Here is a 24,940-nt window from a genome sequence, read left to right on the forward strand (position 1 = left end):
GCGGTCCGCCGGGGGCCCGGCGGCCGTTGTTCTCGACCGCCGGGCCGGCCGAGGGCCGCGCATCGGCCCGCCCGGCGGTCGGGAACTCAGTGGACCGACGCGGTGAGTTCGCCGGTGCCGGTCGTCGTCTCCGCCGCCCGGCGCGGTACCGAGACCCGGTGGGCCGGGTCGCGCACCTCGCCGACCAGCATCTCCAGGACGTCCTCCATGGCGACCAGGCCGAGGATCCGGCCCGACGCGTCGGCGACCTGCGCCAGATGCGTGGCCGCGCGGCGCATCACGGTCAGGGCGTCGTCCAGGGGCAGCTCCGCCCGTACCGTCGCCATCGGGCGCCAGACGTGCTGGGGGACGGCCCGCTCGCCGTCCTCCAGGTCGAGGACGTCCTTGACGTGCAGATAGCCCATGAACGGACCGCCGCCCTCCGCGCACACGGGAAAGCGCGAGTAGCCGGTCCGTACGGTCAGCTCCTCGATCCGCTGCGGGGTGACGGAGGGGTCCACCGTCACCAGGGAGGCCCGGTTGAGCAGCACATCGGTGACGGGCCTGCTGCCCAGTTCCAATGCGTCCTCCAGCCGTTCCTGCGCCTCCGGCTCCAGCAGTCCCGCCTGGCCGGAGTCCTCGACGAGCCGGTTGAGCTGCTCGCTGGTGAAGACGGCCTCCACCTCGTCCTTCGGTTCGACGCCGAAGAGCCGGAGCACCAGCCGGGCGCAGGCGCCCAGCGCGGAGGTGACCGGCCGGCAGACGCGGGCGAAGCCCACGAGGCCGGGGCTGAACCAGAGCGCGGTCTTCTCCGGCGCCGCCATCGCGAGGTTCTTCGGGACCATTTCGCCGATGACGAGATGGAGGAAGACCACGAAGACCAGCGCGAGGACGTAGCCGAGCGGGTGGATGAGCCCCTCGGGCAGGTGAACCGCGTGGAAGACCGGCTCCAGCAGCCGGGCGACGGTCGGTTCGGCGACCGCGCCGAGGGTCAGCGAGCAGACGGTGATGCCGAACTGGGCGGCGGCCATCATCTGCGGCAGGTTCTCCAGGCCGTACAGCACCTGGCGGGCCCGTGCCGACCCGGCCGCCGCGAGCGGCTCGACCTGGCTGCGCCGTACGGAGACGAGGGCGAACTCGGCACCGACGAAGAAGCCGTTCGCCAGCACGAGGAGCCCGGCGAAGATCAGCTGGACCAGGCTCATCGCACGGCCTCCAGGGCGTCCTGGGTCAGCGGCGCCGTGGTGACGGGATCGGTCGCCTCCGCCGTGCGTACGAAGCGGACCTTCTCGGCGCGGTAGTGGCCGACCTGGCGGACGGAGATCCGCCAGCCCGGCAGCTCGGCCCGGTCACCGGGGGCGGGGATGCGTCCCAGCAGATCGGCGACGAGTCCGGCGACGGTCTCGTACGGGCCGTCGGGGACGTCGAGCCCTATCCGGCGCAGGGTCAGAACCCGGCAGCTGCCTTCGGCCTCCCAGGCCGGGCGGCCGTCCTCCGCGGCCGCGGGGGCGAGTTCGGGGCGGTCGGCGCCCTCGGCGTCGTGCTCGTCCCTGACCTCACCGACGAGTTCCTCGATGATGTCCTCAAGGGTGACGACTCCGGCGGTGCCGCCGTACTCGTCGACCACGACGGCGATCGGCTGCTCGTTGCGCAGCCGCTGGAGCAGCTGTTCGACGGGCAGGGACTCCGGCACCAGCAGTGGCGGTACAGCGATCCGGCCGGCCGGGGTGCGCAGCCGGTCCTGGGCGGGCACGGCGAGCGCGTCCTTGAGGTGGATCATGCCGACGACCTCGTCGATGCGCTCCCGGTAGACCGGGAAGCGGGAGAGGCCGGTGGCGCGGGTGAGGTTGAGGACGTCCTCCGCGGTCGCCGAGGACTGCAGGGCACTGACCTTCACCCGCGGGGTCATGACGTGCTGGGCGGTGAGTCCGGCGAGCGACAGGGTCCGTACGAAGAGATCCGCGGTGTCCTGTTCGAGGGTGCCGGCCTCGGCCGAGTGCCGGGCCAGGGAGACCAGTTCTCCCGGGGTGCGGGCGGAGGCCAGCTCGTCGGTGGGCTCGACGCCCAGCAGCCGCACCAGCCGGTTGGCGACGGTGTTCAGCAGGCTGATCACCGGCCGGAGAGCGGCGGAGAAACGGTGCTGGGGACCGGCGACGAACCGGGCAACCTGGAGCGGCCGGGAGACCGCCCAGTTCTTCGGCACGAGCTCGCCGATGACCATCTGGACGGCGGAGGCGACCAGCATCCCGATCACCACGCTGACGCCGGGTACGGCACCGTCGGGCAGACCGGTCGCGGTGAGTGGGCCGTCCAGCAGCTGGGCCAGCGCCGGTTCGGCGAGCATGCCGACGACCAGTGAGGTGATGGTGATGCCCAGCTGGGTGCCGGAGAGCTGGAAGGAGAGTTCGCGCAGGGCTTCGACGACGGTGCGGGCCCGCCGGTCGCCCTCGGCGGCGGCGCGCTCGGCGTCCGGCCGCTCCACCGTGACGAGCCCGAATTCGGCCGCCACGAAGAATCCGTTGGCGAGGATGAGAAGGAACGCTGCGCAGAGAAGCAGCAGGGGGGTGGTCATGCCGCCGCCTCCGGAGAAGGGGCGGCGCAGGTACTACCGGACGATCCGTCCATTGCTGGAAGGAGTCACTCCTTGGGTCGCAGGAAAGCCCCGCCGGCCTCGTGGACCTTCTCGTGCGGGGCGGGGCGCACAGGGCGCCGCCGCCCTCCAGAGTAATCAAGAAGAGGCCGTACGGGGCAGGGGGCTCAGCCGATGTCCGTACCGGTGCCGTGGTTCTCGGCGAGGGCGCGGAGCGCGCGGGCGTCGCGGATGGCCTGCTGCTTGGCGATTCCGGGCTGGATTCCGAGGGCGGGCATGCTGGTCCCGTCGCTCAGGTCCAGAAAGACCCAGGGGTCGCCGACCCGCAGGTTGACGCGGAGAATCTCCGCCCAGGAGAGTTGGCGCGTCCGGGTGAGATTGACCACGGTCACGCCGTCCTCGTTCGCGACGATCTTCGGACGGCTGAGCAGTGCGAGCACGCCGAAGAACAGCAGCGCGGTGAAGATGAAGCTGGACCGCTCCCCCGCGCTCAGCTGCTCCAGGGTCAGGGCGATGACGGTGATGACGACGAACATCGCCGCCCCCACGGTCAGCAGGACCACTCTGGTTCGAGTCGGCCGGAACGTGACCGGGAGTGTGGGGAGTTCGGACCGGGGCGCGGGGGCGGACATGGTGTTCTTCAGTCTTCCGGGTGGTCGCCGGGCCGTCAGAGGCGGCAGGCGTGGATGGCGGTGGTGAGGATGGCGCGGGCGCCGAGGTCGTACAGATCGTCCATGATCCGCTGGGCCTCCCGGGCGGCGACCATGGAACGGACGGCGACCCAGCCCTCGTGGTGCAGCGGGGAGATGGTCGGCGACTCCAGGCCCGGGGTGAGGGCGACCGCGCGCTCCAGGTGCTCGACGCGGCAGTCGTAGTCCATCATCACGTAGGAGCGGGCGACCAGGACGCCCTGGAGGCGGCGGAGGAACTGCTGGACCTTGGGGTCGTCCTCCGGTGCGCCGGTGCGGCGGATGACGACGGCTTCCGACTTCATGATCGGCTCGCCGATGACTTCGAGTCCGGCATTGCGCAGGCTGGTGCCGGTCTCCACGACATCGGCGATGACCTGGGCGACTCCGAGTTCGATGGCGGTCTCGACCGCGCCGTCGAGGTGGACGACGGAGGCGTTGACGCCGAGATCGGCGAGGTGCTTGGCGACGATGCCCTCGTAGGAGGTGGCGACCGTCTTGCCGTCGAAGTCCTGCGGGCCCTGGGCCGTGCCGGGCTTGGTGGCGTAGCGGAAGGTGGAGCGGGCGAAGCCGAGCTGGAGGATCTCCTCGGCGTCGGCGCCGGAGTCCAGCAGCAGATCGCGGCCGGTGATGCCGATGTCGAGGCGGCCGGAGCTGACGTAGATCGCGATGTCGCGGGGCCGCAGGTAGAAGAACTCGACCTCGTTCTCGGGGTCGACGAGGACGAGTTCCTTGGACTCCTTGCGCTGCTGGTAGCCGGCCTCATGGAGCATCGCCATCGCAGGCCCGGAGAGTGAACCCTTGTTGGGAACGGCGATGCGCAGCATGAGGTCGGGTTTCCTTTGCGAGGAGGAGGTCTGTGCGGTCTGCGGTGTGCGGGTGTACGTGGGGCGTGCTCAGAGGTGGGCGTAGACGTCGTCGAGGGAGATCCCGCGGGCGACCATCATCACCTGGACGTGGTACAGCAGCTGGGAGATCTCCTCGGCGGCGGCGTCCTTGCTCTCGTGCTCGGCGGCCATCCAGACTTCGGCGGCCTCCTCGACGACCTTCTTGCCGATGGCATGGACCCCCTTGTCCACCAGCTCGGCGGTGCGGGAGGTGGAGGGATCGCCGTCGGCGGCCTTGAGCTGCAGCTCGGCGAAGAGCTCTTCGAAGGTTTTGTTCGCCATGATGGTCCTTAGAGTACGGGGTCCGGGCCCTTCGATCAGCGCCAGGGCTCGCTGACGGTGCGCAGTGTGGCGGCGGTGGCGACGGCCGCGGTGACCGCTTCGTGCCCCTTGTCCTCGTTGGAGCCCTCCAGTCCGGCCCGGTCGAGCGCCTGCTCCTCGGTGTCGCACGTGAGTACGCCGAAGCCGACCGGGACGCCGGTGTCGACGGCGACCTGGGTGAGGCCGTTGGTGACGCCGTGGGAGACGTACTCGAAGTGCGGGGTGCCGCCGCGGATGATCACGCCGAGGGCGACGATCGCATCGTAGCCGCGACCGGCGAGGACCTTGGCGACCACTGGGAGCTCGAAGCTGCCGGGCACCCGGAGCAGGGTCGGCTCGTCGATGCCGAGCTCGTGCAGGGCGCGCAGCGCGCCGTCGACGAGTCCGTCCATGACCTTCTCGTGCCACTGGGCGGCGACGACCGCCACGCGCAGGTCACCGCAGTTGCGTACGGACAGTTCGGGTGCGCCCTTGCCGCTCATGTCTCTCCTACCGCTCGTTTCCGTGATCGTTCACTGGTTGCCACAGGTCGACGCCGTGGTGGCGTCGAGCCAGGGAAGGTCGTGCCCCATGCGGTCGCGCTTGGTGCGCAGGTAGCGCAGATTGTGTTCGCCGGCCTGGACGGGCATCGGCTCGCGGCCGGTGACGGCCAGACCGTGCCGCAGGACCGCGGTCGTCTTGTCGGGGTTGTTGGTCATCAGCCTGAGGCTCCGGACGCCGAGGTCCTTGAGGATCTGGGCGCCCGCCGCGTAGTCGCGGGCGTCGGCGGGCAGGCCGAGTTCCAGGTTGGCGTCGAGGGTGTCGCTGCCGCGCTCCTGGAGTTCGTAGGCGCGCAGCTTGGACAGCAGGCCGATGCCCCGCCCCTCGTGGCCGCGCAGGTAGACGACGACGCCGCGGCCCTCCTCGGTGATCCGGCGCATGGAGGCGTGCAGCTGGGGCCCGCAGTCGCAGCGCTGGGACTGGAAGATGTCGCCGGTCAGGCACTCGGAGTGGATCCGCACCAGGGTGTCGTCGCCGTCCCCGATGTCGCCGTGGACGAGCGCGACGTGCTCGACGCCGTCGGCCGTGGAGCGGTAGCCGTACGCGGTGAACGCGCCGAAGCTCGTCGGCAGCCGTACCTCGGCCTCGCGGCGGACGGTCGGCTCCGAGGCGCGGCGGTAGGCGATCAGGTCCTCGATGGAGATGATCGTGAGGCCGTGCTTGCGGGCGAACGGGACGAGCTGGGGCAGGCGCAGCATCACGCCGTCCTCGCCGGCGATCTCGACGATCGCCCCGGCGGGCCGCAGTCCGGCGAGCCGGGCGAGGTCGACGGCGGCCTCGGTGTGGCCGTTGCGGACCAGCACGCCGCCGGAGCGGGCGCGGAGCGGGAAGATGTGGCCGGGGCGTACGAAGTCGCCGGGGCCCGCCTCGCCGCCCGCCAGCAGCCGGAGTGTGGCGGCCCGGTCGGCGGCGGAGATGCCGGTGCTCACGCCGTGCGCCGCCGAGGCGTCGACGGAGACGGTGAACGCCGTGCGCATCGACTCGGTGTTGTGGGAGACCATCTGCGGCAGTTCGAGCCGCTCCAGCTCGTCGTTCTCCATGGGCGCGCAGATCAGGCCGCGGCACTCGCTCATCATGAACGCGACGATCTCGGGGGTCGCCTTCTCGGCCGCGACGACGAGGTCGCCCTCGTTCTCGCGGTCCTCGTCGTCGACGACCACCACGGGCCGTCCGGCGGCGATGTCGCGGATCGCCTGCTCCACGGGGTCGAGCGCGAGGTCTTCGACGGCGCCCTCGTGTTCCCGGTGCAGCCAAGTGGGCTGGGCAGTCATGCCGTGGCTCCTTCCAGAGCGGGTGTCCGCGAACGCAGCCACCAGTCGCGCATGCCCCACAGGACGAGGGCGCCGTACACGACGTAGATGAGACCGGAGAAGGCGAGGCCGCTGTGGAAGTTCAGCGGCACGCCGACCAGGTCGACGAGGAGCCAGGCGAACCAGAACTCGACCATGCCGCGGGCCTGGGCGAACATCGCGACGAGCGTGCCGGCGAATATGTACGCGTCCGCCCACGGGCTCCAGGAGAGCGAAGGGAACGCGGTGAACAGGCCGCCGACCGCGAGGGTGCCGAGTGCGGCGCCGCCCAGCAGCCAGCCGCGCTCGCGCCAGGTGGCGAACCGTACGGCGATGGAGCCGTCCTGGGCCTGCTGCCTGCCCCGGGTCCACTGCTGCCAGCCCCAGACGGCCACGGCGATGACCACGAGCTGCTTGCCGACGCTGCCGGCCTGGTGCACGGAGACATTGGCGGCGACCAGGACGACACCGGACAGGAGCTGGGCGGGCCAGGTCCAGATGGAGCGGAGCCAGCCCAGGGTCAGCGCGATCAGTCCGACCGTGTTGCCGATCATGTCGGACCAGATGATGTGCTGCCCGAAAGCGCTGAACGCCTCCGAGTTCAGCCAGTTCAGCGCGGTCACTTCGCCGGCTCCCCGGGCTCCCGCGCGCTGTCGCCGAGCAGCCGCTCGACGTACTTCGCGATGACGTCCACCTCCAGGTTGACCGGGTCGCCGGGCTGCTTGATGCCGAGCGTGGTCAGGGCGAGGGTGGTGGGGATGAGGCTGATGGTGAAGTAGTCGGGTCCGGCGTCCACGACGGTCAGGCTGACGCCGTCGACGGTGATCGACCCCTTCTCCACCACGTAGCGGGTCAGGTCCGCGGGGAGGGAGATCTTCACGATCTCCCAGTTCTCGGAGACCTTGCGCTCGACGATGCGGCCGGTGCCGTCGACATGGCCCTGGACGATGTGGCCGCCCAGCCTGCCGCCGACCGCCATGGGCCGTTCCAGGTTGACCCGGGAGCCGGTCTCCAGGGCGCCGAGGCTGGACCGGTTGAGGGTCTCGGCCATCACATCGGCGGTGAACTCGCCGTCGCCGAGGTCGACGACGGTGAGGCAGACGCCGTTGACGGCGATGGAGTCGCCGTGCTTCGCGCCTTCGGTGACCACGGGACCGCGCAGGCGGAAGCGGGAGGCGTCGCCGAGTTCCTCGACGGCGGTGACTTCACCCAGTTCTTCGACAATTCCGGTGAACACTCAGTTTCCCTTCCGGGCAGGGCCGGGGACGGCGGTGATGCGCAGATCGGGGCCGATACGGACGGTCTCGGTCACATCGAGGCGCAACGCCTCGGCGATGGTGGAGATTCCGGCGTCGGCGAGGGCCGCGGGGCCGGCGCCGAGAAGCACGGGGGCGAGATAGCCGACGACCTTGTCGACCGTTCCCGCGGCGACGAAGGCCCCGGCCAGGGTCGGGCCGCCTTCGAGGAGTACGGAGCGGATGCCCCGCCCGTACAGGGCGGTGAGCAGGGCGGGGATGTCCAGGCCGGGGCCGGTGGCGGCGCGCGGCAGCCTGAGCACGGCCGCTTCGGGAAGGTGGCGGGCGTCGGCGTCCTCGGCGACGGCGACCAGGGTGGGCGCGGTGCCGTCGAGGACGCGGGCGCCCGGACGTACGGCGGTGGCGCCGGTGTCCACGACCACCCGCAGGGGCTGCACGGCGCCGTCGACACCCCGTACACCGAGCTGCGGGTCGTCGGTGCGGGCCGTGCCGGAGCCGACCACGACGGCGTCGGTCTCGGCGCGCAGGCGGTGGACGTCCGCGCGGGACTCGGCAGAGGTGATCCAGCGGCTGGTGGCGTCGGCGGCCGCGATCCGGCCGTCGAGGGTCGCCGCGTACTTCCACAGGACGTACGGGCGGCGGAGGCGCGCCGAGGCCAGCCAGGCCGCGTTGCCCGCCTCGGCCTCGTCCGCGAGAAGCCCCTGCTCGGCCTTGATCCCGGCCGCGCGCAGGGTGTCCGCGCCGCCGGTGGCCTGCGGGTTCGGGTCGCCGACCGCGTAGACGACCCGGGCGACCCCGGCCTCGATCAGCGCCTGGGCACAGGGGCCCGTGCGGCCGGTGTGGTTGCAGGGTTCGAGGGTGACGTAGGCGGTGCCGCCCCGGGCCCGGTCGCCCGCGGCGCGCAGGGCGTGGATCTCGGCGTGCGGCCCGCCGGCGCGCTGGTGGAAGCCTTCGCCGGCCCGGTGGCCCGCGGCGTCGAGGACGACGCAGCCGACGACCGGGTTGGGGCTGGTGGAGCCGAGACCGCGGGCGGCGAGCGCGATCGCTCGGCGCATGGCAGTGATGTCGGCTGCGGTGTCCACCGGGTCCTCCTGCCTCTTCGGGCACGGACTCCGGGGCCTGTCGATGACGACAGATGAAGCGGGAACGCAACAGGGGAACGCCGAATGCCGGAACGCACGGATGGGATCGGTTGCCCGAAGACCATCCGCCGACGGCGGCGTACCCGTGAAACGGCCCGCCGCGCACTGCCTCCCATCCGGACTTTAACCGTCGGTCCAGGAATTTCACCTGGTCAACCGGCCGCTGGCTGCGGACGGGTCGCGGACTATAACCGCCGGTTCGGAATTGCACCGACCCCGGAGTGCGCTGCTACTGGTACACGGTCAGTGTGCCATGCCTGCCGAGAGGCCATATGGGTGAGTGTGTGTGGAGTGGCTCACAGCGGCCGACAGCGGCGGGCGGGCGGGCTCCGGCGGCTTCCCCCGATGGCGACCAAGGCCGACGGGTCGGTGAACGAGGCGGGCATCGACACCTTCGCCGGCTCGGCCGTCGGCCTCGTCCAGAAGTACGGGTTCAGCGGCGTCGGCATCGGAAGTACCGCTTCAACGGCGTCGACATCGACTGCGCGTACCCGACGGCCATGAGGGCCGGCCGCCCGGACAGGGGCGGTCCCGGAGATCGGGGCGCTTCCCGGTCCGGCCCGCGCCCGTCCGCGGGCGACCGGACCGGGACGGCCCCTGCCGTTCGTACGGCCGCCGGGCCGGGCGTACGCCGGGCAGCGGCGCGGAGACCGCTTGAGCCCCGAACGGGGAGCGGGCACGGCGGCGCCCGGGGAACATCTCGCCGCGCGGTTCAGCCGGCCGGAGTGAACAACTCGTCCTGAGCCGCCTCCCGGGCCGCCAGCAGCGCGCCGCGGAGCACCGCGGCGCCGCCCAGCCGCCCCGCCCTGACCTCGGTGCGCAGCGGAGACATCCCCGCGAGCCGTTCCTCGACCCGCGCCGCGAGCGCGTCGCCGCCCGCGTGACCGACCTCGCCCGCGAGCAGCACACAGCCCGGGTCGAGGACCGAGGCGATGGCGGCGGCGCCGAGCGCGAGGCGTTCGGCGAGGGCGTCCAGGAACGCCTCGCTGTCCCCCTCCCCCGCCAGCGCGGCCCGTACGGCGACCGCGGCGCCCGGCTCCTTGTCCCCCTCGGCCGCTCCCTGGGGCACCTGGATCCCGTGGGCGGCGGCCAGTTCGCAGACCGGCGCGGAGCCTGCCAGCGAGTGGAACCCGCCGTCGCAGTTGACGGCCGACGGAGTGCCGGTGGTGCCCGGCACCGGCAGGAAGCCGATCTCGCCCGCGCCGCCCGAGGCCCCGCGGCGGAGCTTCCCGTCCAGCATGACGGCGGCACCGACGCCGTGGCCGAGCCAGAAGAGGACGAAGGTGTCGCGGTCGCGGGCCGCGCCGATGCGGTGTTCGGCGACGGCGGCGAGATTGGTCTCGTTCTCGACCAGCACGGTGGCGGGCAGCCGCTGCTGGAGCACCCGGACCAGCCGCCGGTGCCAGGCGGGCAGCCCGGTGGTGTCGCGCAGCTCGCCGGTGACCGGGTCGATCAGCCCGGGTGCGCCGATGCCGACGCTGTGCAGCGGGGCGGCGCCCGCCTCGCGCGCGGTGCGTTCCAGCAGTGCCGCGGCCTGCTCGGCGGCGGCCTCGGTCCCGGTGTCGCTGCCGATGGGCAGGGTGGCCTCGGCCAGCGTGGCACCCAGGAGATCGGCGACGACCACGTCGACGCTGCCGGTGCGTACGTCGAGCGCGGCGAGATGGGCGCGGTCGGCGGCGATCCCGTACAGCCGGGCGTTGGGGCCGCGGCGCTCGGCGCCCGCCTCACCGACCACCCGGACCAGGCCGGCCCCCTGGAGCCGTTCGACGAGGTCGGCGACGGTGGGGCGGGAGAGTCCGGTCAGGGTCTTCAACTGCGTGGCCGTCAGCGGGCCGTCCTGCTGGAGCAGTCGCAGGGCGAGCCGGTCGTTGATGGCCCGAGCGGTGCTCGGTGATGCGGGCATGCCGGGATCCTTCCAGATCGCTGCCGTACGGGACGGAGGGGCGGGCCTGAGCAAACACACTATTTATCAGGCAGGGTTCCTGATAGTTTACGGCCCGCAGCGTGGAGACGGGCGCCGGGGTCGCCGGCGGCAGAGGATTCCCAAGGGAGGGCACGGCGGTATGACAACGGATTCCACCGAGGCGGTCTTCGGCATGGAGCAGGTGAGACGGGCCAGGTTCGCCGTCGCCGCGGTCTTCACCGTGCACGGCGCGGTGACCGGCAGCTTCGCCACCCGGGTGCCCTGGATCCAGGACCACGCCGGGGTCAGCGCCGGGCAGCTCGGACTGGCCCTCGCCTTCCCCGCGATCGGCGCCTCGCTCGCGATGCCGCTGGCCGGCGCGATCAGCCATCGCTTCGGCGCCAGGACCGCGCTGCGCGGACTGCTGGCCCTGTGGACGCTGGCGCTGATCCTGCCGGCGATGGCGCCCAACCTGCTGACGCTGTGCGCGGCGCTCTTCGCGTACGGGGCGTCGGCCGGCATGTCGGACGTGGCGATGAACGCCCTCGGCGTGGAGGTGGAGAACCGCCTCGACAAGTCGATCATGTCCGGGCTGCACGGCATGTGGAGCGTGGGCGCCCTGATCGGTTCGGCGGCGGGCACGGTGGCCGCGCATCTGGGCACCGACGCCCGGCTGCACCACTGCGTCGCCGCCCTCGTCCTCACCGCACTGGGCCTGCTCGCCTGCCGGGGCGTACTGGACCTGCGCAGCGAACCGGACGAGGAGCCGCCGCCGCGCTTCACGCTGCCGCCGAAGTCGGCGCTGATCATCGGTGCGGTGGGCTTCTGCGCGGTGTTCGCGGAGGGGGCCAGCCTGGACTGGTCGGCGGTCTATCTGCGGGACATCATGGACACCTCCGCGGGGCTCGCCGCGGCGTCCACGACGGCGTTCGCGCTCACCATGGCGGTGGCCCGGATCGTCGGTGACAAGGTCGTCGACCGCTTCGGTGCGGTCAGGACGGTACGGGTGGGCGGCGTCCTCGCAACGGTGGGCGGGCTGCTCGTGGTCGCGTCGCCGAGCGCGGCACCGGCCATGTGCGGTTTCGCGCTCCTCGGTCTCGGTGTCGCCGTGGTCGTGCCGCTCGCCTTCGCGGCGGCCGGGCGCAGCGGCCCGAACCCGAGTCAGGCGATCGCGGGCGTCGCCACCATCACGTACACCTCCGGGCTCATCGCCCCGTCCGCGATCGGCTCACTGGCCGAGGCGACGTCGCTGGTGGTGTCGTTCGGCCTGGTGACGGTGCTGGCGTTCGGCCTGGTGCTGGGGGCCGGGGTGCTGCGGGCGGGCGACCGCAGGGCCGCGCCGTCCTCGGACACCGGTGCTCCGAGTGCGGCGGCGGCCGAGCCGCGCCCCTGAGCCGCGGTACGGGCGGGGCGCGGGCCCCCGCCCGTACCGCGGGCCGCGCTCCCGCGTCCACGGCCCGACCGCGGGCGCGCCCCGATCCGGCATTACCATGGCGCTGATCATTTTCCGCGGTGTGCACCATGCCGGGCGAGGCACTGGACTCCGCACCTACACACTAGGGAGCGACCATGGGCCTCGGCGTGCGCTGGACCTTGCACGGCGACGGGAAGACCCCCGCACCGGGGGCCGTGGTCCGGCCGGACGAACGGCTTTCATGGCCTCGTACGTTCGGGCTCGGCGCCCAGCACGTGGTCGCGATGTTCGGCGCGTCGTTCGTCGCTCCGGTGCTCATGGGTCTGGACCCGAACCTGGCGATCATGATGTCGGGTGTCGCGACGGCCATCTTCCTGCTGGCCACGCGCGGCCAGGTGCCCAGTTACCTCGGCTGTTCGCTCTCCTTCGTCGGGGTCGCCGCGACGATCCGGGCGAGCGGCGGCTCCAGCGCCGTGGTCACCGGTGCGGTCTTCGTCGTCGGTGTGGTGCTCTTCCTCGCCGGGCTCGCGGTGCAGCGGTTCGGTGCGCGGATCATCCACGCGGCGATGCCGCCGGTGGTTACCGGCGCCGTCGTCATGCTGATCGGCTTCAACCTGGCTCCGGTGACCGCGTCGACGTACTGGCCGCAGGATCAGTGGACGGCGCTGCTGGTGATGCTGTTCACCGGATTGGCCGTGGTGTGCCTGCGGGGATTCTTCTCGCGTATCGCGATCTTCCTGGGCCTGGTCTTCGGGTACGTGCTGTCCTGGGTCCTCGACCGGGTCTTCGGGAAGATCCACTCCCCGGCGGGCGGCGCCGGGGCCGTCGACCACTGGCGGCTCGATCTGTCGGGTGTCGCCAAGGCCGACTGGATCGGCCTCCCGTCCTTCCACGCGCCGAGCTTCGAGTGGTCGGCGATCCTGGTCGCCCTGCCGGTGGTCATCGCGCTGATCGCCGAGAACGCCGGACATGTGAAGGCCGTCGGCGAGATGACCGGCGCCTCGCTGGACGACAAGCTGGGCACGGCGATCGCCGCCGACGGTGCCGCCTCGATGCTGTCGACCGCGGTGGGCGGCCCGCCGAACACCACGTACTCGGAGAACATCGGCGTCATGGCCGCGACCCGCGTCTACTCCACCGCCGCGTACTGGGCCGCCGCCTGCTTCGCTCTGCTCTTCGGGCTCTGCCCCAAGTTCGGCGCGGTCGTCGCCGCCGTCCCCGGGGGTGTGCTCGGCGGCATCACCGTCATCCTGTACGGCATGATCGGCCTCCTCGGCGCCCAGATCTGGCTGCACGCCGGGGTCGATCTGCGCAATCCGCTGAACCTGGTCCCGGCCGCCGCGGGCATCATCATCGGCGTCGGCGGGGTCAGCCTGAAGGTCTCCGACAACTTCGAGCTGAGCGGCATCGCGCTCGGCACCATCGTGGTGATCACCGGCTACCACGTGCTGCGGGCCTTCGCCCCCGCCCACCTCAAGACCCAGGAACCCCTGCTGGACTCGGGGACGTCCGCGTACGACGAACAGCACCCGGACGACAGGTCCTAGTACGACGCCCCTGCGCCGAACGCCGACCGGTCCCCCCGGGCGCCGCGGCCCCACCGGGTGACGGCGGCCTCGCCGCGCCGGTGGCCGCCGTACGGGAGGTGCGTGCGCCGGCGGGACCGTTCCGCGACCGGCCGCGGAAGCCGGGCCGGGCGCGGAAGCCGGGCCGGGCGCGGAAGCCGGGCCGGGCGCGGGTCTCACGCGGTGGACAGGACGCGGTGCAGGACCTCCGCGAGGGCGGTGCGCGAGGAGCCGGAAGCGCACCAGGCGACATGCCCGTCGGGGCGGACGAGGACGGCGTCGTCCGACTCCGCGCCGCCGCGGTGGCGGGCCCACTGCCCGGGGACGGCTTCGCGCTGCGTGCCGGTGTCGAGCGGGCGGACGACGACCGGGATTCCCGTCCCGCGGACGATGTCGGCCTGCCGGCGCCATGCCGGACTGTCGGTCCTCGTGAGGAGCGTGAAGCCGGGGCCGACGAGGTCGAGGGTGGAAGTGACTCCCGGCGGCCCGCCGACCAGGCCCACGTGGGGCGCGCGCCGCCCGGGGGCGCAGCCCGGGTGGCAGCCCGTGGGGTCCAGTGCTTCGTGACCGGCCGTTCCGGCAGGGGCGACGACGGCGGTGGACCGGTAGTCGGCGGTCAGCAGGAGTTCGTCGTCGATGCGGTAGCCCGCGCGGTTGCGGGCGTTGTCGGTGGAGATGTCGAGGACCCGGCGGGCGACCGGCCGGCGTTCGGCCTCGTAGCTGTCGAGCAGGGCGTCGGTGGCGTGTCCGGCGACGACGGCTGCGAGCTTCCAGGCGAGGTTGTCCGCGTCGCCGATGCCGGTGTTCATTCCGTGCCCGCCCGTCGGCGGGATCGCGTGAGCCGCGTCGCCCGCGAGGAGGACGCGCGAGCTGCGGTAGGCGGCGGCGAGCCGGGCGTCCATCCGCCAGGTCATCGTGTCGCGCACGGTCACGTCCAGATCCGGGATGCCTGCCGCTGTGCGGATGAGTCCGGCCAGGTGTCCGTGGTCGGAGAGGCCCTGCGGCTGATCCGCCTCCGGATCCAGCGGGTACTGGTAGATCCAGTGCCGGTCGTTGTCGACGGCCATGAAGCCGCCGCGTCCCGGCACCGTGAGGAAGTACGAGGCGCTCGCACGGTCGGCCACGACATCGCCCAGGGGCGCCTCGAAGCGGACGCTGAGGTACCGGCCCAGACCGGTGGGGCCTTCCCTCGCGATTCCCGCCGCGGCGCCTACGGTGCCGGCGGCGCCGTCACAGCCGATGGCCCAGTCCGCGCGCACGGGGTGCCGGGTTCCGGTGGCGGTGTCCTCGACGACGGCTTCCACGCCGCGGCCGTCGTCGTCCAGGGACACCAGCCGCGTGCCGAACCGGATCCGCGAGCCGGCCAGGTCCTCGGCGCGCCGCAGCAGGATCGGTTCCAGGACGTCCTGGGAGCAGATCAGACCCGGTGACGGGGTGTGCTCCTCCCCGCTGTCGGCAGACCCGTGCGCCGGCTCGGTACGGACGAAATCCGGATCCACGAGGTCGCGCCCGCGGTAGAAGAAGACCTGGGACGCGGGGAGACCGGCCTCCCGGATGGCAGCCTCCAGGCCCATCCGCCGGAAGATCTCCATGGAACGGGCCGACAGACCGCGCGCCTTCGGATGACGGGAGGTCTTCGGGCGGGCCTCGACCAGCAGGTGGTCGACCCCGTATCCGGACAGCAGGGCCGACAGGGTCAGGCCGACCGGGCCGCCCCCGGCAATCAGTACGGACACTTTCGAAGGAACAGACATGACCCTCCCCATGCGCATGACCCGCCGGCCAAGTAACGACTAATTCTCGATTTGACGTTACCATGGGGTGGGACAGGACGGCGCGAAGCAAAAGGAGACGCGATGAGCGGCAGCAGCCCCGGTGACGGCAATCCACGTGGTCTGTACTTCCTGACCGACCTGGTCAACACGGTCCGGGACGGCGGACCGGCGAACGCGGCCGATCTCCGAGCCGTGGTGGAACGCCACGGCGGACCGCCGATCGCGCTGACCGACACCACCGCGCGGGAACTCCGCGACGCGGCCGTCTCCCTCATCCGGATCCTGGACCTGGACGACGAGGACCGGGCGGCCGATGCCATCAACACCCTGCTCGACCGGTACCCCGCCCGGCCGCGGCTGGCCCGCCTGCCCGGACGCCCCTGGTCACTCCACGCCCAGGCTCCCCACGACGCGGAACCCGCCCACTGGCTCCTGTCCACGGCCGCCCTCGCCCTCGCGCTCTGGCTCGGCGAACGCGGCTACTGCGCCTGGGGCCGATGCGCGGCACCGGGATGCCACCGCTACTTCATCGACACCGGCCGCCGCTCACCGCAGCGCTACTGCACGCCCCGCTGCGGCACCCGCGTACGCGTCGCCGCGCACCGCGCCCAGCGCGACCAGTGAGCCGACCGGGGCCGCCTGCGCCACGGCGCCCGCCCCGGCACACGGGGCGCGGCCGCTCCCCCGCCCCGATGCCTCCGGCCGGTCGCTGCCGTGGCGGGTCCGCGGCGGGGGCGCCGGCCCACGGCGCGGTTCGCGCCGGAACGCACGGACCCGCCCGCTCCCTGCCCTTCTGGCGGACCTGCCCGCCCCGGCCCTCCTAGAAGCAGTCGCCGTACCAGTGCACCGCACCGGGCGCCGTGACCGTGGCCCGGACGGATTCGGCGGTGGCGTGCAGCGGGCGCGCCATGCCCACGTGCTCCTCGACCGGCCGGGGGTCCGCCAGCAGGGCCGGCAGGGCCGCCCGGACCCCGGGGCCGTCGGGGATCCGGACCCGGGCCCGGCTCAGCCCCGCGCCCCGGCCCTGCTCACCGACGGCGGCGAGCAGTTCGCCCAGACACCCGGGTGCGCCCGCGAACTCCCGCACCTCCACGTACTCCCCCGCGTGCTGGGCCACGATCCAGCCGACGAGAGCCCCCGACGCGGGGTCCTCCGCCACGAGCGACCGCTCGGCCGGGCCGTACCAGGCGGGTACCCGCACCGCCCAGTCCTCGGGTGCCCGCAGCGAACTGAGTGCCCGGTTCGCGTTGTACGCGTGGTGCAGGGCGACCACCTCCGCACCGTCCTGAGCAGTGGCCGCACGGACCCGGAACGCCCCGGGGGCGGCCCGGGGCGCCAGCGTCCCCTCGGTGTACGCGCTGCCGAACTCCTGCCATCCCGAGCCCCGGTAGACGCCGGGCGTGCCGGTGAACAGCAGGGACCAGGCGCACTGTTCGGCCCTCATGGTGCGCTCCGCCTCCACCAGCAGCCGTCGCACCAGGCCCTGGCCCCGGGCTTCGGGCCGGGTGGCCACGCTGCCGATGCCGCCGACCCGCTGCGGGGTGCCGTGCGCGTCGCGGATCAGCCGGGGTACGTAGACGACGACCGCGTCGATCCCGCCTCCGGGACCGTTCTGCGCGACGAACGTGTGCCGGTGCCGGTCCGGGTCGAGGGCGTGCAGGGCGGCGATGTGCGGGGCGTCGAAGCACCGTTGCCACAGGGCGGCCAGGGCCGGATCGTCGGCCGCGGTCGCGGTCCGCAGGACGGCGGTCACAGGATCAGGTTCCCGTCCGTGCGGACCGAGTCGCCGTCCGCGGGCATCGCGGCGCGCTTCGTACCGTCCTCCACGCACGCCGTGTGCAGGACCGAGTCCAGGGCCTCCGGGGCGAGATGGAGCGTGCCGCCGGTGAAGCGGCTGCCGGTCGCCGCGTAGTGGTTCGTGCCGTCGGTGATGCGCACATGGGCGGTGTCCGGTCCGGAGGCGGCGCTGCTGAGCGCGGTGATGTCCCAGGTCACCTTCCCCGGGCCGGCCGCCCGGCCGAGCAGCGCCTTGGCCTTGTTGCTGCCGGTGAGGCGGGCCCCGCCGGTGACGGTGAGCCGCTGATCGCGCACGGCGCTGAGTTCGATGCCGGTGTTGTCGTAACTGCCGCCGTCGATCCGCAGATCGGCCGATCCGACCGAGAGCGGGGCGGCGTTCTCGGCGCCGGTGACGGTGCAGTCGGTGAAGTGGACGGGCCCCGCACCGCGCAGGACCGCGCCGTCGACACCCTTGAAGGTGCAGCGTATGAAGTGGACGGGAGCGGTGACCGGCGTCTGGACGAGGACGGCGCCCGCGGGCAGCTCGAAGGAGCAGTCGCTGATGGTGGTCGGGCGGGTGGAACGGGCGGAGCGCTGGGCGACCGCGAAGGTCTTGGCGGTGCAGCCGCGGACCTGGGCGCCGTCGGCGTTGACGGTGAGGGTGCCGGCCTGGTCGAAGGTGGGGCGCGCGATCACCGTGATGTCTTCGAGGGTCAGATCGGTGATCTTGGTGTTGGCGGTGAACCAGGAGCAGACGTGTCGGCGTACGGTGATCCGCTTGGCGGAAATGCCCCACTGCGCACCGGAGTTGGCGATGTCCATCAGCCCGGAGTTGCCGTCGAAGAGCAGGTCGTGCTCGTACTGCCCGTGGGTCGTGAAGGGGTTGCCGCCCGCGTCGTCGCCGTCGCCGTGGCAGTTCACGACGGTGCAGTAGGCGGAAGCGGTGAGGTCGTTGAGGTGGCGGACGTTGCTGGTCGTGCAGTCCGCGACCCGTCCGTACAGGCAGTAGATCTGCTGGGTGAGGTAGCCCGCGCCGCCGTACTCGACGGTGGGCGGGTTCTTCAGGCTGCACTCCTCGGTGCGGAACCGGGTGCACCAGCGGCGCATGATGACCGGCCAGAAGGATCCGGTGGCGTGGATCCCGGAGACGTCGCAACCGACGGCGTACTCGAAGCTGACGGGGTGGGAGCCGGTGTACTCGTCGGGCCCCGCGCCCTCGAAGGCGATGTTGCGGATGTGGGTGTTGCGGACCGGCTCGACGCGGGTCCAGGTGAGGGTGCGGCCCGCGGCGAGTTCCCAGCCGTTGAGGTAGCCGATCCGGATGTGGTCCGCGTCGACGATCTCGGTGATCTCGACCAGCTTCTGCAGCTCGCGTTCGTCTCCGCCGCCGCCCGCGACCGGGTCGACCTGCACGGCCCACCACTGGCCGACCTCGAACGCCTTGGCGTCGGGGACCGGGAAGGTGTCGGTGAGTTCGATGACCTTGCCGGAGAGCGTGTGTTTGACGGTGGTGTCGGTGACGGTGCCGCGGAAGGAGAGGACGGCGCCGAAGGGGTTGTCGTGGGTGTTCTTCTCGATGCCTTCGGTGCGCATGCGGTGGCCGCCGAAGTCGAGTTCGATGTGGGAGCGGTCGAAGAGGTGGCGTTGGGTGAAGAGGAGGTCGGTGTGGGCTTCGATGCGGTGGACGCTCCGGTCGGCGATCATCGCGTCGAGGGCGGCGTCGGCGGGGGTCTTGGCGTCGAAGTGTCCGAAGGTGCGGAAGTCGAGGGTTCCGGTGTGGAGCTGGAGCCAGCGGCCGGTCCTGGTGTCTTCGGGGGCGAGGACCGTTCCGCCGTTGTGTGCGGCGGTGGACTTCCGGTCCCAGCGCACGGCCATCGCGCCGCCGTCGCCGGGGGTGTGGTAGCCGGCGATCAGGACCTGGGTGCCGTGGTCGAGCGGCTTGGTGTTCAGCCTGCGCAGCTCGGCGACGGTGTCGACCCGCAGCACGTCGCCCGCGTGCGCGGGTGCGGCCTGTGCCGAGCCGGTGGCCACGGCCGAACCGGCCATGACCAGACCGGCCAGTCCCGAAGCCCGCAGCAGAGCACGACGGGACGAAGCGGAGGAGGAGGCGGAGGAGGAGGCTGGGGACGATGCATGGACGGACATGGCGGAGGTGCTCCTCGCGGTGTCGATGCGTGCTCGATGAGGACCGACTGCCGGCCGGTCGCGGTCAGATCGTGTTGCGGTACGGCGGCATGAAGCGCATACGCGGCATCTGGTCGGCCAGCACGCCCCCGTCGACGACGATGCGTGCCCCGGTGAGGTACGCCCCGGCGTCCGAGGCGAGCAGCAGCAGTGCGCCCACGCACTCGTCGGGCTGTGCGTACCGGCCGAGCGGGATGCGCTCGCGGTACGCGGATTCGAAGGCCTCCCGGTCGAAGGGGAATTCACCGTCGATGGGCGTCTCGACCATGCCGGGAGCGAGGGTGTTGGCGGTGATGCCGTGCGGGGCGAGTTCGACCGCCAGGGTCTCGGTGAGCAGTTGGGCAGCGGCCTTGGAGGCGTTGTAGTGGGCCAGGCCCGCCTCCGCCACCAGCGCGTTCTTCGACGTGATGGTGATGATGCGGCCGGCGACGGAGTCCGCCGTCATGTGCTCGGCGACGCGCTGGCTGAGGAAGAAGACGGCGTCGACGTTGACCCGCATGATGTGCGACCAGCTCGCGGGGGTGATCTCGTTGAAGCGCTCCAGCGCCGCCGTTCCCGCGTTGTTGACCAGGATGTGCAGCGGTCCGGCCTCGGCGCGCAGGGCGTCGACGAAGCCGGGCAGCGCGTCGATGTCCGCGAGGTCCTGTCCGTAGGTTCGGACTTGGCGGCCCAGTGCCTCGACGGCCGCCGCGGTCTCGGCGACGCCGTCGGCGCCGGGGAGGTCGACGAGGACCAGATCGGCGCCCGCTTCGGCGAGCCCGACGGCGAAGGACCGGCCGAGGCCCCTGGCGGCTCCGGTCACGACCGCGGTGCGGCCGGTCAGGTCGAAGCGTTCGGTTCCGCGGGGCGGGGCGGCAGCGGTCATGGCGGGGGTTCCTCCAGGCGGAGAGGTACGGAGAAGGGTGCGGCGGGTCGGGCCCTGATCCGCCGGAGGAATCCGGGCCGCCGCGCAGGGACACTGGGGTGGGAGCGCGACGGCCCGGCTGCCGGCCGGCGCCCTCGGACAGGGGGTTGACCCGGGCGCGGGCCGGCAGGTTCGTGGGGAACGGCCCAATCAGCCGTTCAGGCCCAGCAGGTCCAGCGACGGGCGGTGGATGATCTCCTCCACCGCGTCCGCGTCGAGCGGCGGCAGTCCGGGGATGCCGGGGATGCGGGCGATCTCCCGCAGCCCCTTCACCGAGTCGTCGACCGTCGTGAACGGGTAGTCGCTGCCGAACATCAGCTTGTCGAAGACCCCGTAGTCCTGGACGAGCCGGAGGCTGTGCCAGAGCTGGAAGGGCCGGTAGTGCAGGGCGCTGATGTCCGCGTACACATGGGGGTGCTTGCGGATGACCGCGATGCACTCGCCCTCGAAGGGGTGGCCGAGGTGGGCGAGGACCATCCGCAGTTCCGGGTGGCGGATGGCGACCGCGTCCAGGTGGCGGGGCATCGCCCACTCCAGCGGCGCCTTCGACACGAAGGTCGTCCCGGTGTGCACGAGGAGCGGGAGGCCGTGCCGTTCGGCGTAGCCGTACAGCTCGTCGTACTCCTCGGCGGCCGGGTCGAAACCCGCGTACATCGGCATCAGTTTGATGCCGCGCAGGCCCAGTTCCTGGTGGCCGTAGCGGAGTTCGTCCTGCCAGCCGGGCTGGGTGGGGTCGAGGGAGAGGTAGCCGATCAGCCGGTCGGGGTGCTGTCCGGCGTACGAGGCGACAGCCGCGTCGTCGACCCAGAGGCCGCTGCGCCGGGCCTTGCCCCCGACGACGATCGTGCGGGTGCCCTCGGGTGCGGTGGCGGCGTACTCCTCCCACTTCACCGTGAGGTCGACCTCGCCCGCGTGAGCGCGGGCGGAGTCGGACTTGAAGGGGTCGGTGAAGTCGTGGCTGTGCCGGAAGAGGTGCGAGTGGACGTCGACGATCATGTCCGGTTCCGCTTCTCCCAGCCGTCCGCGAACATGTTCCAGAAGCGGTGGCTGGGCGGGTGCTCCTCGAAGACCTCGTCGACCAGCTCGACACCCAGGCCCGGGGCGGTCGGCAGGCCGATGCGGCCGTCGACGATCGGAAGGGTGCCCTTGAGCGCGTCGAAGACGTAGTCCTCCAGGAGTCCGTCGAAGGTTTCGAGGATCTTGAAGTTGGGGACGCCGAGCGTCGCGTGCACCGAGACGGTGGTGCAGAGCGGCGAGTTGGAGTTGTGCGGGGCCACGAGCATGCCGTGGGTGTCGGCGATCGCGGCGAGTTTCCTGACCTCGGTGAAGCCGCCGGCCATCGAGAGGTCGGGCTGGATGATGTCGACCGCGTTGGTGGCGAAGAGCTGCTTGTACTCGTAGCGGTTGTGGAAGTGCTCACCGCCGGAGATCGGGAACGCGGCGCGCTGGCGCAGTTCCGCGTACCGCTCGATGTGGGTCCAGGGCATCGGCTCCTCGAACCAGCCGATGTCGAAGGGTTCCAGCTCCCGTACCAGTCGGGCCGCGGTCGGCATGGCGAATCGCGCGTGGCCCTCGATGAAGAGGTCCACGTCCGGTCCGATGGCCTCGCGGACGGCGGCCACGAGGTCGACGGAGCGGCGCAGTTCGGCGCGCTCCAGCTCGTGCAGACCGGGGCCGAAGGGGTCGAACTTGAGGGCGGTGAAGCCCTTCGCGACGGTCTCCTTCGCCTTGGCGGCGAAGGTCTCGGGCTCGCGTTCGCCGGTGTACCAGCCGTTGGCGTACACGCGCACGTCGTCCCGGCAGGCACCGCCGGTCAGCCGGTACGCGGGGACGCCGAGCGCCTTGCCCATCAGGTCGTACATCGCCTGGTCGAGGCCGGACAGGACGATGCCGCCCATGTCTCCGCCGCGCAGGAAGTCGCCCTGGTAGACGCGGAGCCAGAGCTCCTCGATGTCGAAGGGGTCGGCGCCGATGAGGTGCCGCTGGGCCAGCGCCTCGGTGAGCGCGCAGACCTCGCGGACCCGGTAGGGGTGGGTGATCTCGCCGATGCCGGAGAGGCCCTCGTCGGTGTGGACCCGGACGTAGCCGAAGTCGCGCCACGAGGTGCCGAGCATCAGCGTCTCGACCCGGGTGATCCGTCCGGCGGGGCCCGCCGGGCGGGTGCGGTTGACGGTAAGCATCAGCGGGTCGCTCCACCCATGGTCGAGGTGTTCTCCAGGTCACGGGCGCCGCCGTCGGCGAGGACCGCCGTGACGGCGGCCTCGGTGCCTTCGATCAGGCGGTCCACGTCGGCGTCGGTGTGGGCGTAGCTGATGTGGCTGCGCTTGAGGTTGAGCGGCAGCTCGAACAGGCCGTGGTCCAGGAGCCTGCGGCGGTAGCCGACGAAGAGCGAGGCGTCGTTGTCCAGCAGGTCCGCGTAGGTGCGGGGGGCCTCGCCCGGCATGAAGTAGCTGACGAAGACGGAGCCGTAGCCGGTGACGACCGCGGGGACGCCGAGGCGCTCGTACAGTCCGGTCAGCTCGGTACGGACACGCTCGCCGAGCCGGAAGACGTGCTCGTGGACCGGCTCCTCGCGAAGCTTGCGCAGGGTGGCGAGGGCCGCGGCGACGACGGACGGGTGGCCGTTGTACGTGCCGGCGAAGAAGGCGGGGGCGCCGGGGCGGGTGGAGAAGAGGTCCATCAGGTCGGCGCGGCCGCCGATCGCGCCGACGGGGGCGCCGTTGGCGATGGCCTTGCCGAGGGTGGTGAGGTCGGGGGTGACGCCCGAGATCTTCTGCCAGCCGCCGATGTCGTGGCGGAAGCCGGTGATGACCTCGTCGAAGATCAGGACGCTGCCGGCCTTGGTGGTCTCCTCCCGCAGCGTGGTGAGGAACTCCTGGTACGGCAGGAGCGCGCCCACGTTGTGCGGGACGGGTTCGACGATGACGGCGGCGATGTCGGAGCCGTGCTCGGCGAAGGTGCGGCGGACGGCCTCGCTGTCGTTGAAGGGCAGGACGAGGGTGGCTTCGAGGACCTCGGGCAGGATGCCGGTGGAGATCGGGTCGTGGCCGCCGACCTTTTCCGGGGCGGAGATGACATTGAGGCTGACCGCGTCGTGCCAGCCGTGGTAGCAGCCCTGGAACTTGACGACCAGGCGGCGGCCGGTGGCGGCGCGGGAGACGCGCAGCGCGTGGAACGTGGCCTCGCTGCCGGTGCTGGTGAGCAGCACCTTCTCGATCGACGGGATGAGCTCGGTGAGCTGTTCGGCGAGGAGGACCTCGCCCTCGGTGACACCGACGCCCATGTGGCCGAGGGTGGCACCGGCCTCGGCGGTGGCGCGGGCGACGTCGGGGTCGTTGTGGCCGAGCAGCGGCGGGCCGAACGCCGAGTGGAAATCGGTGTACTCGCGTCCGTCGGCGGTACGGAACCGTGCGCCGTCGGTCCCGGTGACGACCAGGTCGGTCAGTCCGGGAACGCTGCGCTGACCGCTGTTCACGCCGCCGGGTACGACCTGGCGGGCGCGCTCGGCGAGTCGGGCTCCGGATTCGTTGCCTACCGGGCCTGAACTCATGATGCTTGCTCCTTGCGTCGAGAGTCGTCGGTTTTCGCAGGCCCTGCCCGGCCTGTGAGTCCCTGGCGCCATCCGCCCGGCAGTCGCCGCAGGAAGAGGGTGAATCCGTGGTGCTTGGGTGGTGCGTTTCGCTTTTTCTGAACGCTGTTCTGTAGAGCAGAACAGTGCCTGGATATTACGTGCGCCCTCAGGGTCGGTCAACCCCTTTCGGGACGCAATAAGGCCGGTTCTCAGGCTTTCTTGGCGGAGAAAGCACCTTCCGACTTCCCGAAAGGCACTAGGCTGTTCTGCTATGACGAACAGTGCTGCCCCAGAAGAACCGAAGTACTGGGTCAAGAGCGTGGCCAGGGCAGCGGACATCCTCGAAGCGCTCGCCGCCCCCGCGCAGGGGAACGGCCTGAGTGTCACGGAGGTCGGCCAGGCCTGCTCCATCTCCAAGAGCGCCGCCTTCGGCATGCTCCAGACCCTGCGTGCCTACGGCCTCGTCTCGGACGACGGCGAGGGCATGAACCGCCGCTACCGGCTCGGCATGAGCCTGGCCCGGCTCGGCGACCGGGCCCGCTCCCAGGTGTCCCTGCGCGGAGTGGCCCACCCCGTCCTGAGCGAGCTCACCCGGACCACCGGCATGGCGTCCAGGCTCGCCGTGCCCGAGGACGGCCACGCGGTCGTCGTGGACCAGGTCGAGCTCGACCAGCGCGTCCGGCTCGATCTGCGGATGGGCCAGCGCGAGCTGCCGCACTGCACGGGCCTGGGCAAGGCGCTGCTGTCCGCGATGCCGCCGAGCGAGGCCGCCGCGGTCGTCGAACGGTTCGGGCTGCCCCGGCGCACGTCCCGCACGATCACCGACCCGGCCACCTTCCTGTCGCATCTGCGCGACATCGCCCGGGTCGGCTACGCCCTGGACGACGAGGAGGACGCCGAGGGCATCATCTGCATCGGCGCGCCGGTCTTCGACGACCGCGCGGTATGCGCCGGAGCGGTCTCCATCACCGGCCTCAAACTCGGCCTGCCGGCCTGGCGCTACCAGGAGCTGGGCGGCCAGGTACGGGACGCGGCCCGGCGGATCAGCCTCTCGCTGGGCTGGGTCGACGACGCCGAGGACACCGCACCCGACACCGACACATCGCATTCCGACGGGTTCGGGTCTTGACCAATCGGCTCAACCCGCCGTAGGTT

The 24,940-nt window shown here is 71.9% G+C and carries 22 protein-coding genes, 1 pseudogene and 1 riboswitch; of the genes and pseudogenes, 5 read left to right on the forward strand and 18 right to left on the reverse strand.

Going from position 1 to position 24,940, the window contains the following annotated elements:
• Nucleotides 1-86: 86 nt before the first annotated feature.
• The 10 genes from ACFVT1_RS27725 to ribD form a co-directional block, all read right to left on the reverse strand.
• Nucleotides 87-1,184: a hemolysin family protein gene (locus tag ACFVT1_RS27725; protein ID WP_389800245.1), complete on the reverse strand. Its 1,098-nt coding sequence runs from the start codon at nucleotides 1,182-1,184 to the stop codon at nucleotides 87-89.
• Nucleotides 1,181-2,551: a hemolysin family protein gene (locus ACFVT1_RS27730; protein ID WP_389800247.1), complete on the reverse strand. Its 1,371-nt coding sequence runs from the start codon at nucleotides 2,549-2,551 to the stop codon at nucleotides 1,181-1,183. Before ACFVT1_RS27730 ends, ACFVT1_RS27725 begins: the two co-directional genes overlap by 4 nt.
• 185 nt (nucleotides 2,552-2,736) lie before the next feature.
• Nucleotides 2,737-3,201 carry a PH domain-containing protein gene (locus ACFVT1_RS27735; RefSeq protein WP_362208983.1) on the reverse strand — a complete coding sequence of 155 codons (465 nt, stop codon included), beginning with the start codon at nucleotides 3,199-3,201 and terminating at the stop codon, nucleotides 2,737-2,739.
• Nucleotides 3,202-3,236: 35 nt separating this feature from the next.
• Nucleotides 3,237-4,085 (reverse strand): ATP phosphoribosyltransferase, encoded by an 849-nt coding sequence (hisG, locus tag ACFVT1_RS27740; protein WP_389800249.1) that lies wholly within the window; start codon nucleotides 4,083-4,085, stop codon nucleotides 3,237-3,239.
• A gap of 69 nt (nucleotides 4,086-4,154) precedes the next feature.
• Nucleotides 4,155-4,427 (reverse strand): phosphoribosyl-ATP diphosphatase, encoded by a 273-nt coding sequence (locus ACFVT1_RS27745; RefSeq protein ID WP_073739434.1) that lies wholly within the window; start codon nucleotides 4,425-4,427, stop codon nucleotides 4,155-4,157.
• A 35-nt stretch (nucleotides 4,428-4,462) separates the two neighbouring features.
• Entirely contained in the window at nucleotides 4,463-4,948 is a 486-nt protein-coding gene (gene ribH, locus ACFVT1_RS27750; protein ID WP_114243451.1) for a 6,7-dimethyl-8-ribityllumazine synthase, read from the reverse strand.
• 30 nt (nucleotides 4,949-4,978) lie between these two features.
• Complete coding sequence (locus tag ACFVT1_RS27755; protein ID WP_389800251.1) at nucleotides 4,979-6,277, reverse strand: bifunctional 3,4-dihydroxy-2-butanone-4-phosphate synthase/GTP cyclohydrolase II; 1,299 nt, start codon at nucleotides 6,275-6,277, stop codon at nucleotides 4,979-4,981.
• Nucleotides 6,274-6,918: a nicotinamide riboside transporter PnuC gene (locus ACFVT1_RS27760; RefSeq protein ID WP_389800253.1), complete on the reverse strand. Its 645-nt coding sequence runs from the start codon at nucleotides 6,916-6,918 to the stop codon at nucleotides 6,274-6,276. Before ACFVT1_RS27760 ends, ACFVT1_RS27755 begins: the two co-directional genes overlap by 4 nt.
• Nucleotides 6,915-7,532, reverse strand: a complete 618-nt coding sequence (locus ACFVT1_RS27765; RefSeq protein WP_389800255.1) for a riboflavin synthase — start codon at nucleotides 7,530-7,532, stop codon at nucleotides 6,915-6,917. The genes ACFVT1_RS27760 and ACFVT1_RS27765 overlap by 4 nt, the downstream gene beginning before the upstream one ends.
• On the reverse strand, nucleotides 7,533-8,633 hold the full coding sequence (ribD, locus tag ACFVT1_RS27770; protein WP_389800257.1) for a bifunctional diaminohydroxyphosphoribosylaminopyrimidine deaminase/5-amino-6-(5-phosphoribosylamino)uracil reductase RibD: 1,101 nt from the start codon (nucleotides 8,631-8,633) through the stop codon (nucleotides 7,533-7,535).
• Nucleotides 8,634-8,791: 158 nt separating this feature from the next.
• Nucleotides 8,792-8,922: riboswitch (FMN riboswitch) on the reverse strand.
• A gap of 78 nt (nucleotides 8,923-9,000) precedes the next feature.
• Between ribD and ACFVT1_RS27775 the strand changes: the two are divergent.
• Nucleotides 9,001-9,211, forward strand: a pseudogene (locus tag ACFVT1_RS27775) (hypothetical protein); the annotation flags it as partial.
• A gap of 194 nt (nucleotides 9,212-9,405) precedes the next feature.
• Here the strand turns inward: ACFVT1_RS27775 and ACFVT1_RS27780 are convergent.
• On the reverse strand, nucleotides 9,406-10,596 hold the full coding sequence (locus tag ACFVT1_RS27780; RefSeq protein ID WP_389800258.1) for an ROK family transcriptional regulator: 1,191 nt from the start codon (nucleotides 10,594-10,596) through the stop codon (nucleotides 9,406-9,408).
• Nucleotides 10,597-10,756: 160 nt separating this feature from the next.
• Here ACFVT1_RS27780 and ACFVT1_RS27785 point away from each other — a divergent pair, with 160 nt between their 5' ends.
• On the forward strand, nucleotides 10,757-11,989 hold the full coding sequence (locus ACFVT1_RS27785; protein ID WP_389800260.1) for an MFS transporter: 1,233 nt from the start codon (nucleotides 10,757-10,759) through the stop codon (nucleotides 11,987-11,989).
• A 176-nt stretch (nucleotides 11,990-12,165) separates the two neighbouring features.
• Nucleotides 12,166-13,557, forward strand: a complete 1,392-nt coding sequence (locus tag ACFVT1_RS27790) for a uracil-xanthine permease family protein (protein ID WP_389800262.1) — start codon at nucleotides 12,166-12,168, stop codon at nucleotides 13,555-13,557.
• 194 nt (nucleotides 13,558-13,751) lie between these two features.
• On the opposite strand, the gene ACFVT1_RS27795 is transcribed toward ACFVT1_RS27790, so the two are convergent.
• Nucleotides 13,752-15,329 carry an FAD-dependent monooxygenase gene (locus tag ACFVT1_RS27795; RefSeq protein WP_389800264.1) on the reverse strand — a complete coding sequence of 526 codons (1,578 nt, stop codon included), beginning with the start codon at nucleotides 15,327-15,329 and terminating at the stop codon, nucleotides 13,752-13,754.
• Between the two features lie 102 nt (nucleotides 15,330-15,431).
• On the opposite strand from ACFVT1_RS27795, the gene ACFVT1_RS27800 reads away from it, so the two are divergent.
• A complete protein-coding gene (locus tag ACFVT1_RS27800; protein ID WP_389800266.1) occupies nucleotides 15,432-15,974 on the forward strand; it encodes a CGNR zinc finger domain-containing protein in 543 nt (180 codons plus the stop codon).
• Nucleotides 15,975-16,170: 196 nt separating this feature from the next.
• On the opposite strand, the gene ACFVT1_RS27805 is transcribed toward ACFVT1_RS27800, so the two are convergent.
• The 6 genes from ACFVT1_RS27805 to ACFVT1_RS27830 all read right to left on the reverse strand — a co-directional run bounded on the left by ACFVT1_RS27805 (nucleotide 16,171) and on the right by ACFVT1_RS27830 (nucleotide 23,764).
• Nucleotides 16,171-17,103, reverse strand: coding sequence for a GNAT family N-acetyltransferase (locus ACFVT1_RS27805; RefSeq protein WP_389800268.1), 933 nt, complete (start codon nucleotides 17,101-17,103; stop codon nucleotides 16,171-16,173).
• Entirely contained in the window at nucleotides 17,100-19,271 is a 2,172-nt protein-coding gene (locus ACFVT1_RS27810; protein WP_389800270.1) for a peptidase C14, read from the reverse strand. The genes ACFVT1_RS27805 and ACFVT1_RS27810 overlap by 4 nt, the downstream gene beginning before the upstream one ends.
• A gap of 64 nt (nucleotides 19,272-19,335) precedes the next feature.
• Nucleotides 19,336-20,175, reverse strand: a complete 840-nt coding sequence (locus ACFVT1_RS27815) for an SDR family NAD(P)-dependent oxidoreductase (RefSeq protein ID WP_389800272.1) — start codon at nucleotides 20,173-20,175, stop codon at nucleotides 19,336-19,338.
• Between the two features lie 189 nt (nucleotides 20,176-20,364).
• On the reverse strand, nucleotides 20,365-21,210 hold the full coding sequence (locus ACFVT1_RS27820) for an amidohydrolase family protein (protein WP_362212828.1): 846 nt from the start codon (nucleotides 21,208-21,210) through the stop codon (nucleotides 20,365-20,367).
• The gene (locus tag ACFVT1_RS27825; protein ID WP_389800274.1) at nucleotides 21,207-22,394 is read right to left on the reverse strand and encodes a mandelate racemase/muconate lactonizing enzyme family protein; all 1,188 of its coding nucleotides are present in this window, start codon (nucleotides 22,392-22,394) and stop codon (nucleotides 21,207-21,209) included. Before ACFVT1_RS27825 ends, ACFVT1_RS27820 begins: the two co-directional genes overlap by 4 nt.
• Nucleotides 22,394-23,764: an aspartate aminotransferase family protein gene (locus tag ACFVT1_RS27830; protein WP_389800276.1), complete on the reverse strand. Its 1,371-nt coding sequence runs from the start codon at nucleotides 23,762-23,764 to the stop codon at nucleotides 22,394-22,396. Before ACFVT1_RS27830 ends, ACFVT1_RS27825 begins: the two co-directional genes overlap by 1 nt.
• A gap of 292 nt (nucleotides 23,765-24,056) precedes the next feature.
• On the opposite strand from ACFVT1_RS27830, the gene ACFVT1_RS27835 reads away from it, so the two are divergent.
• On the forward strand, nucleotides 24,057-24,914 hold the full coding sequence (locus tag ACFVT1_RS27835; protein WP_389800278.1) for an IclR family transcriptional regulator: 858 nt from the start codon (nucleotides 24,057-24,059) through the stop codon (nucleotides 24,912-24,914).
• The last annotated feature ends 26 nt before the right edge of the window (nucleotides 24,915-24,940 follow it).

It is taken from the genome of Streptomyces sp. NPDC057963, assembly GCF_042887155.1.
Classification (GTDB): Bacteria; Actinomycetota; Actinomycetes; order Streptomycetales; family Streptomycetaceae; genus Streptomyces.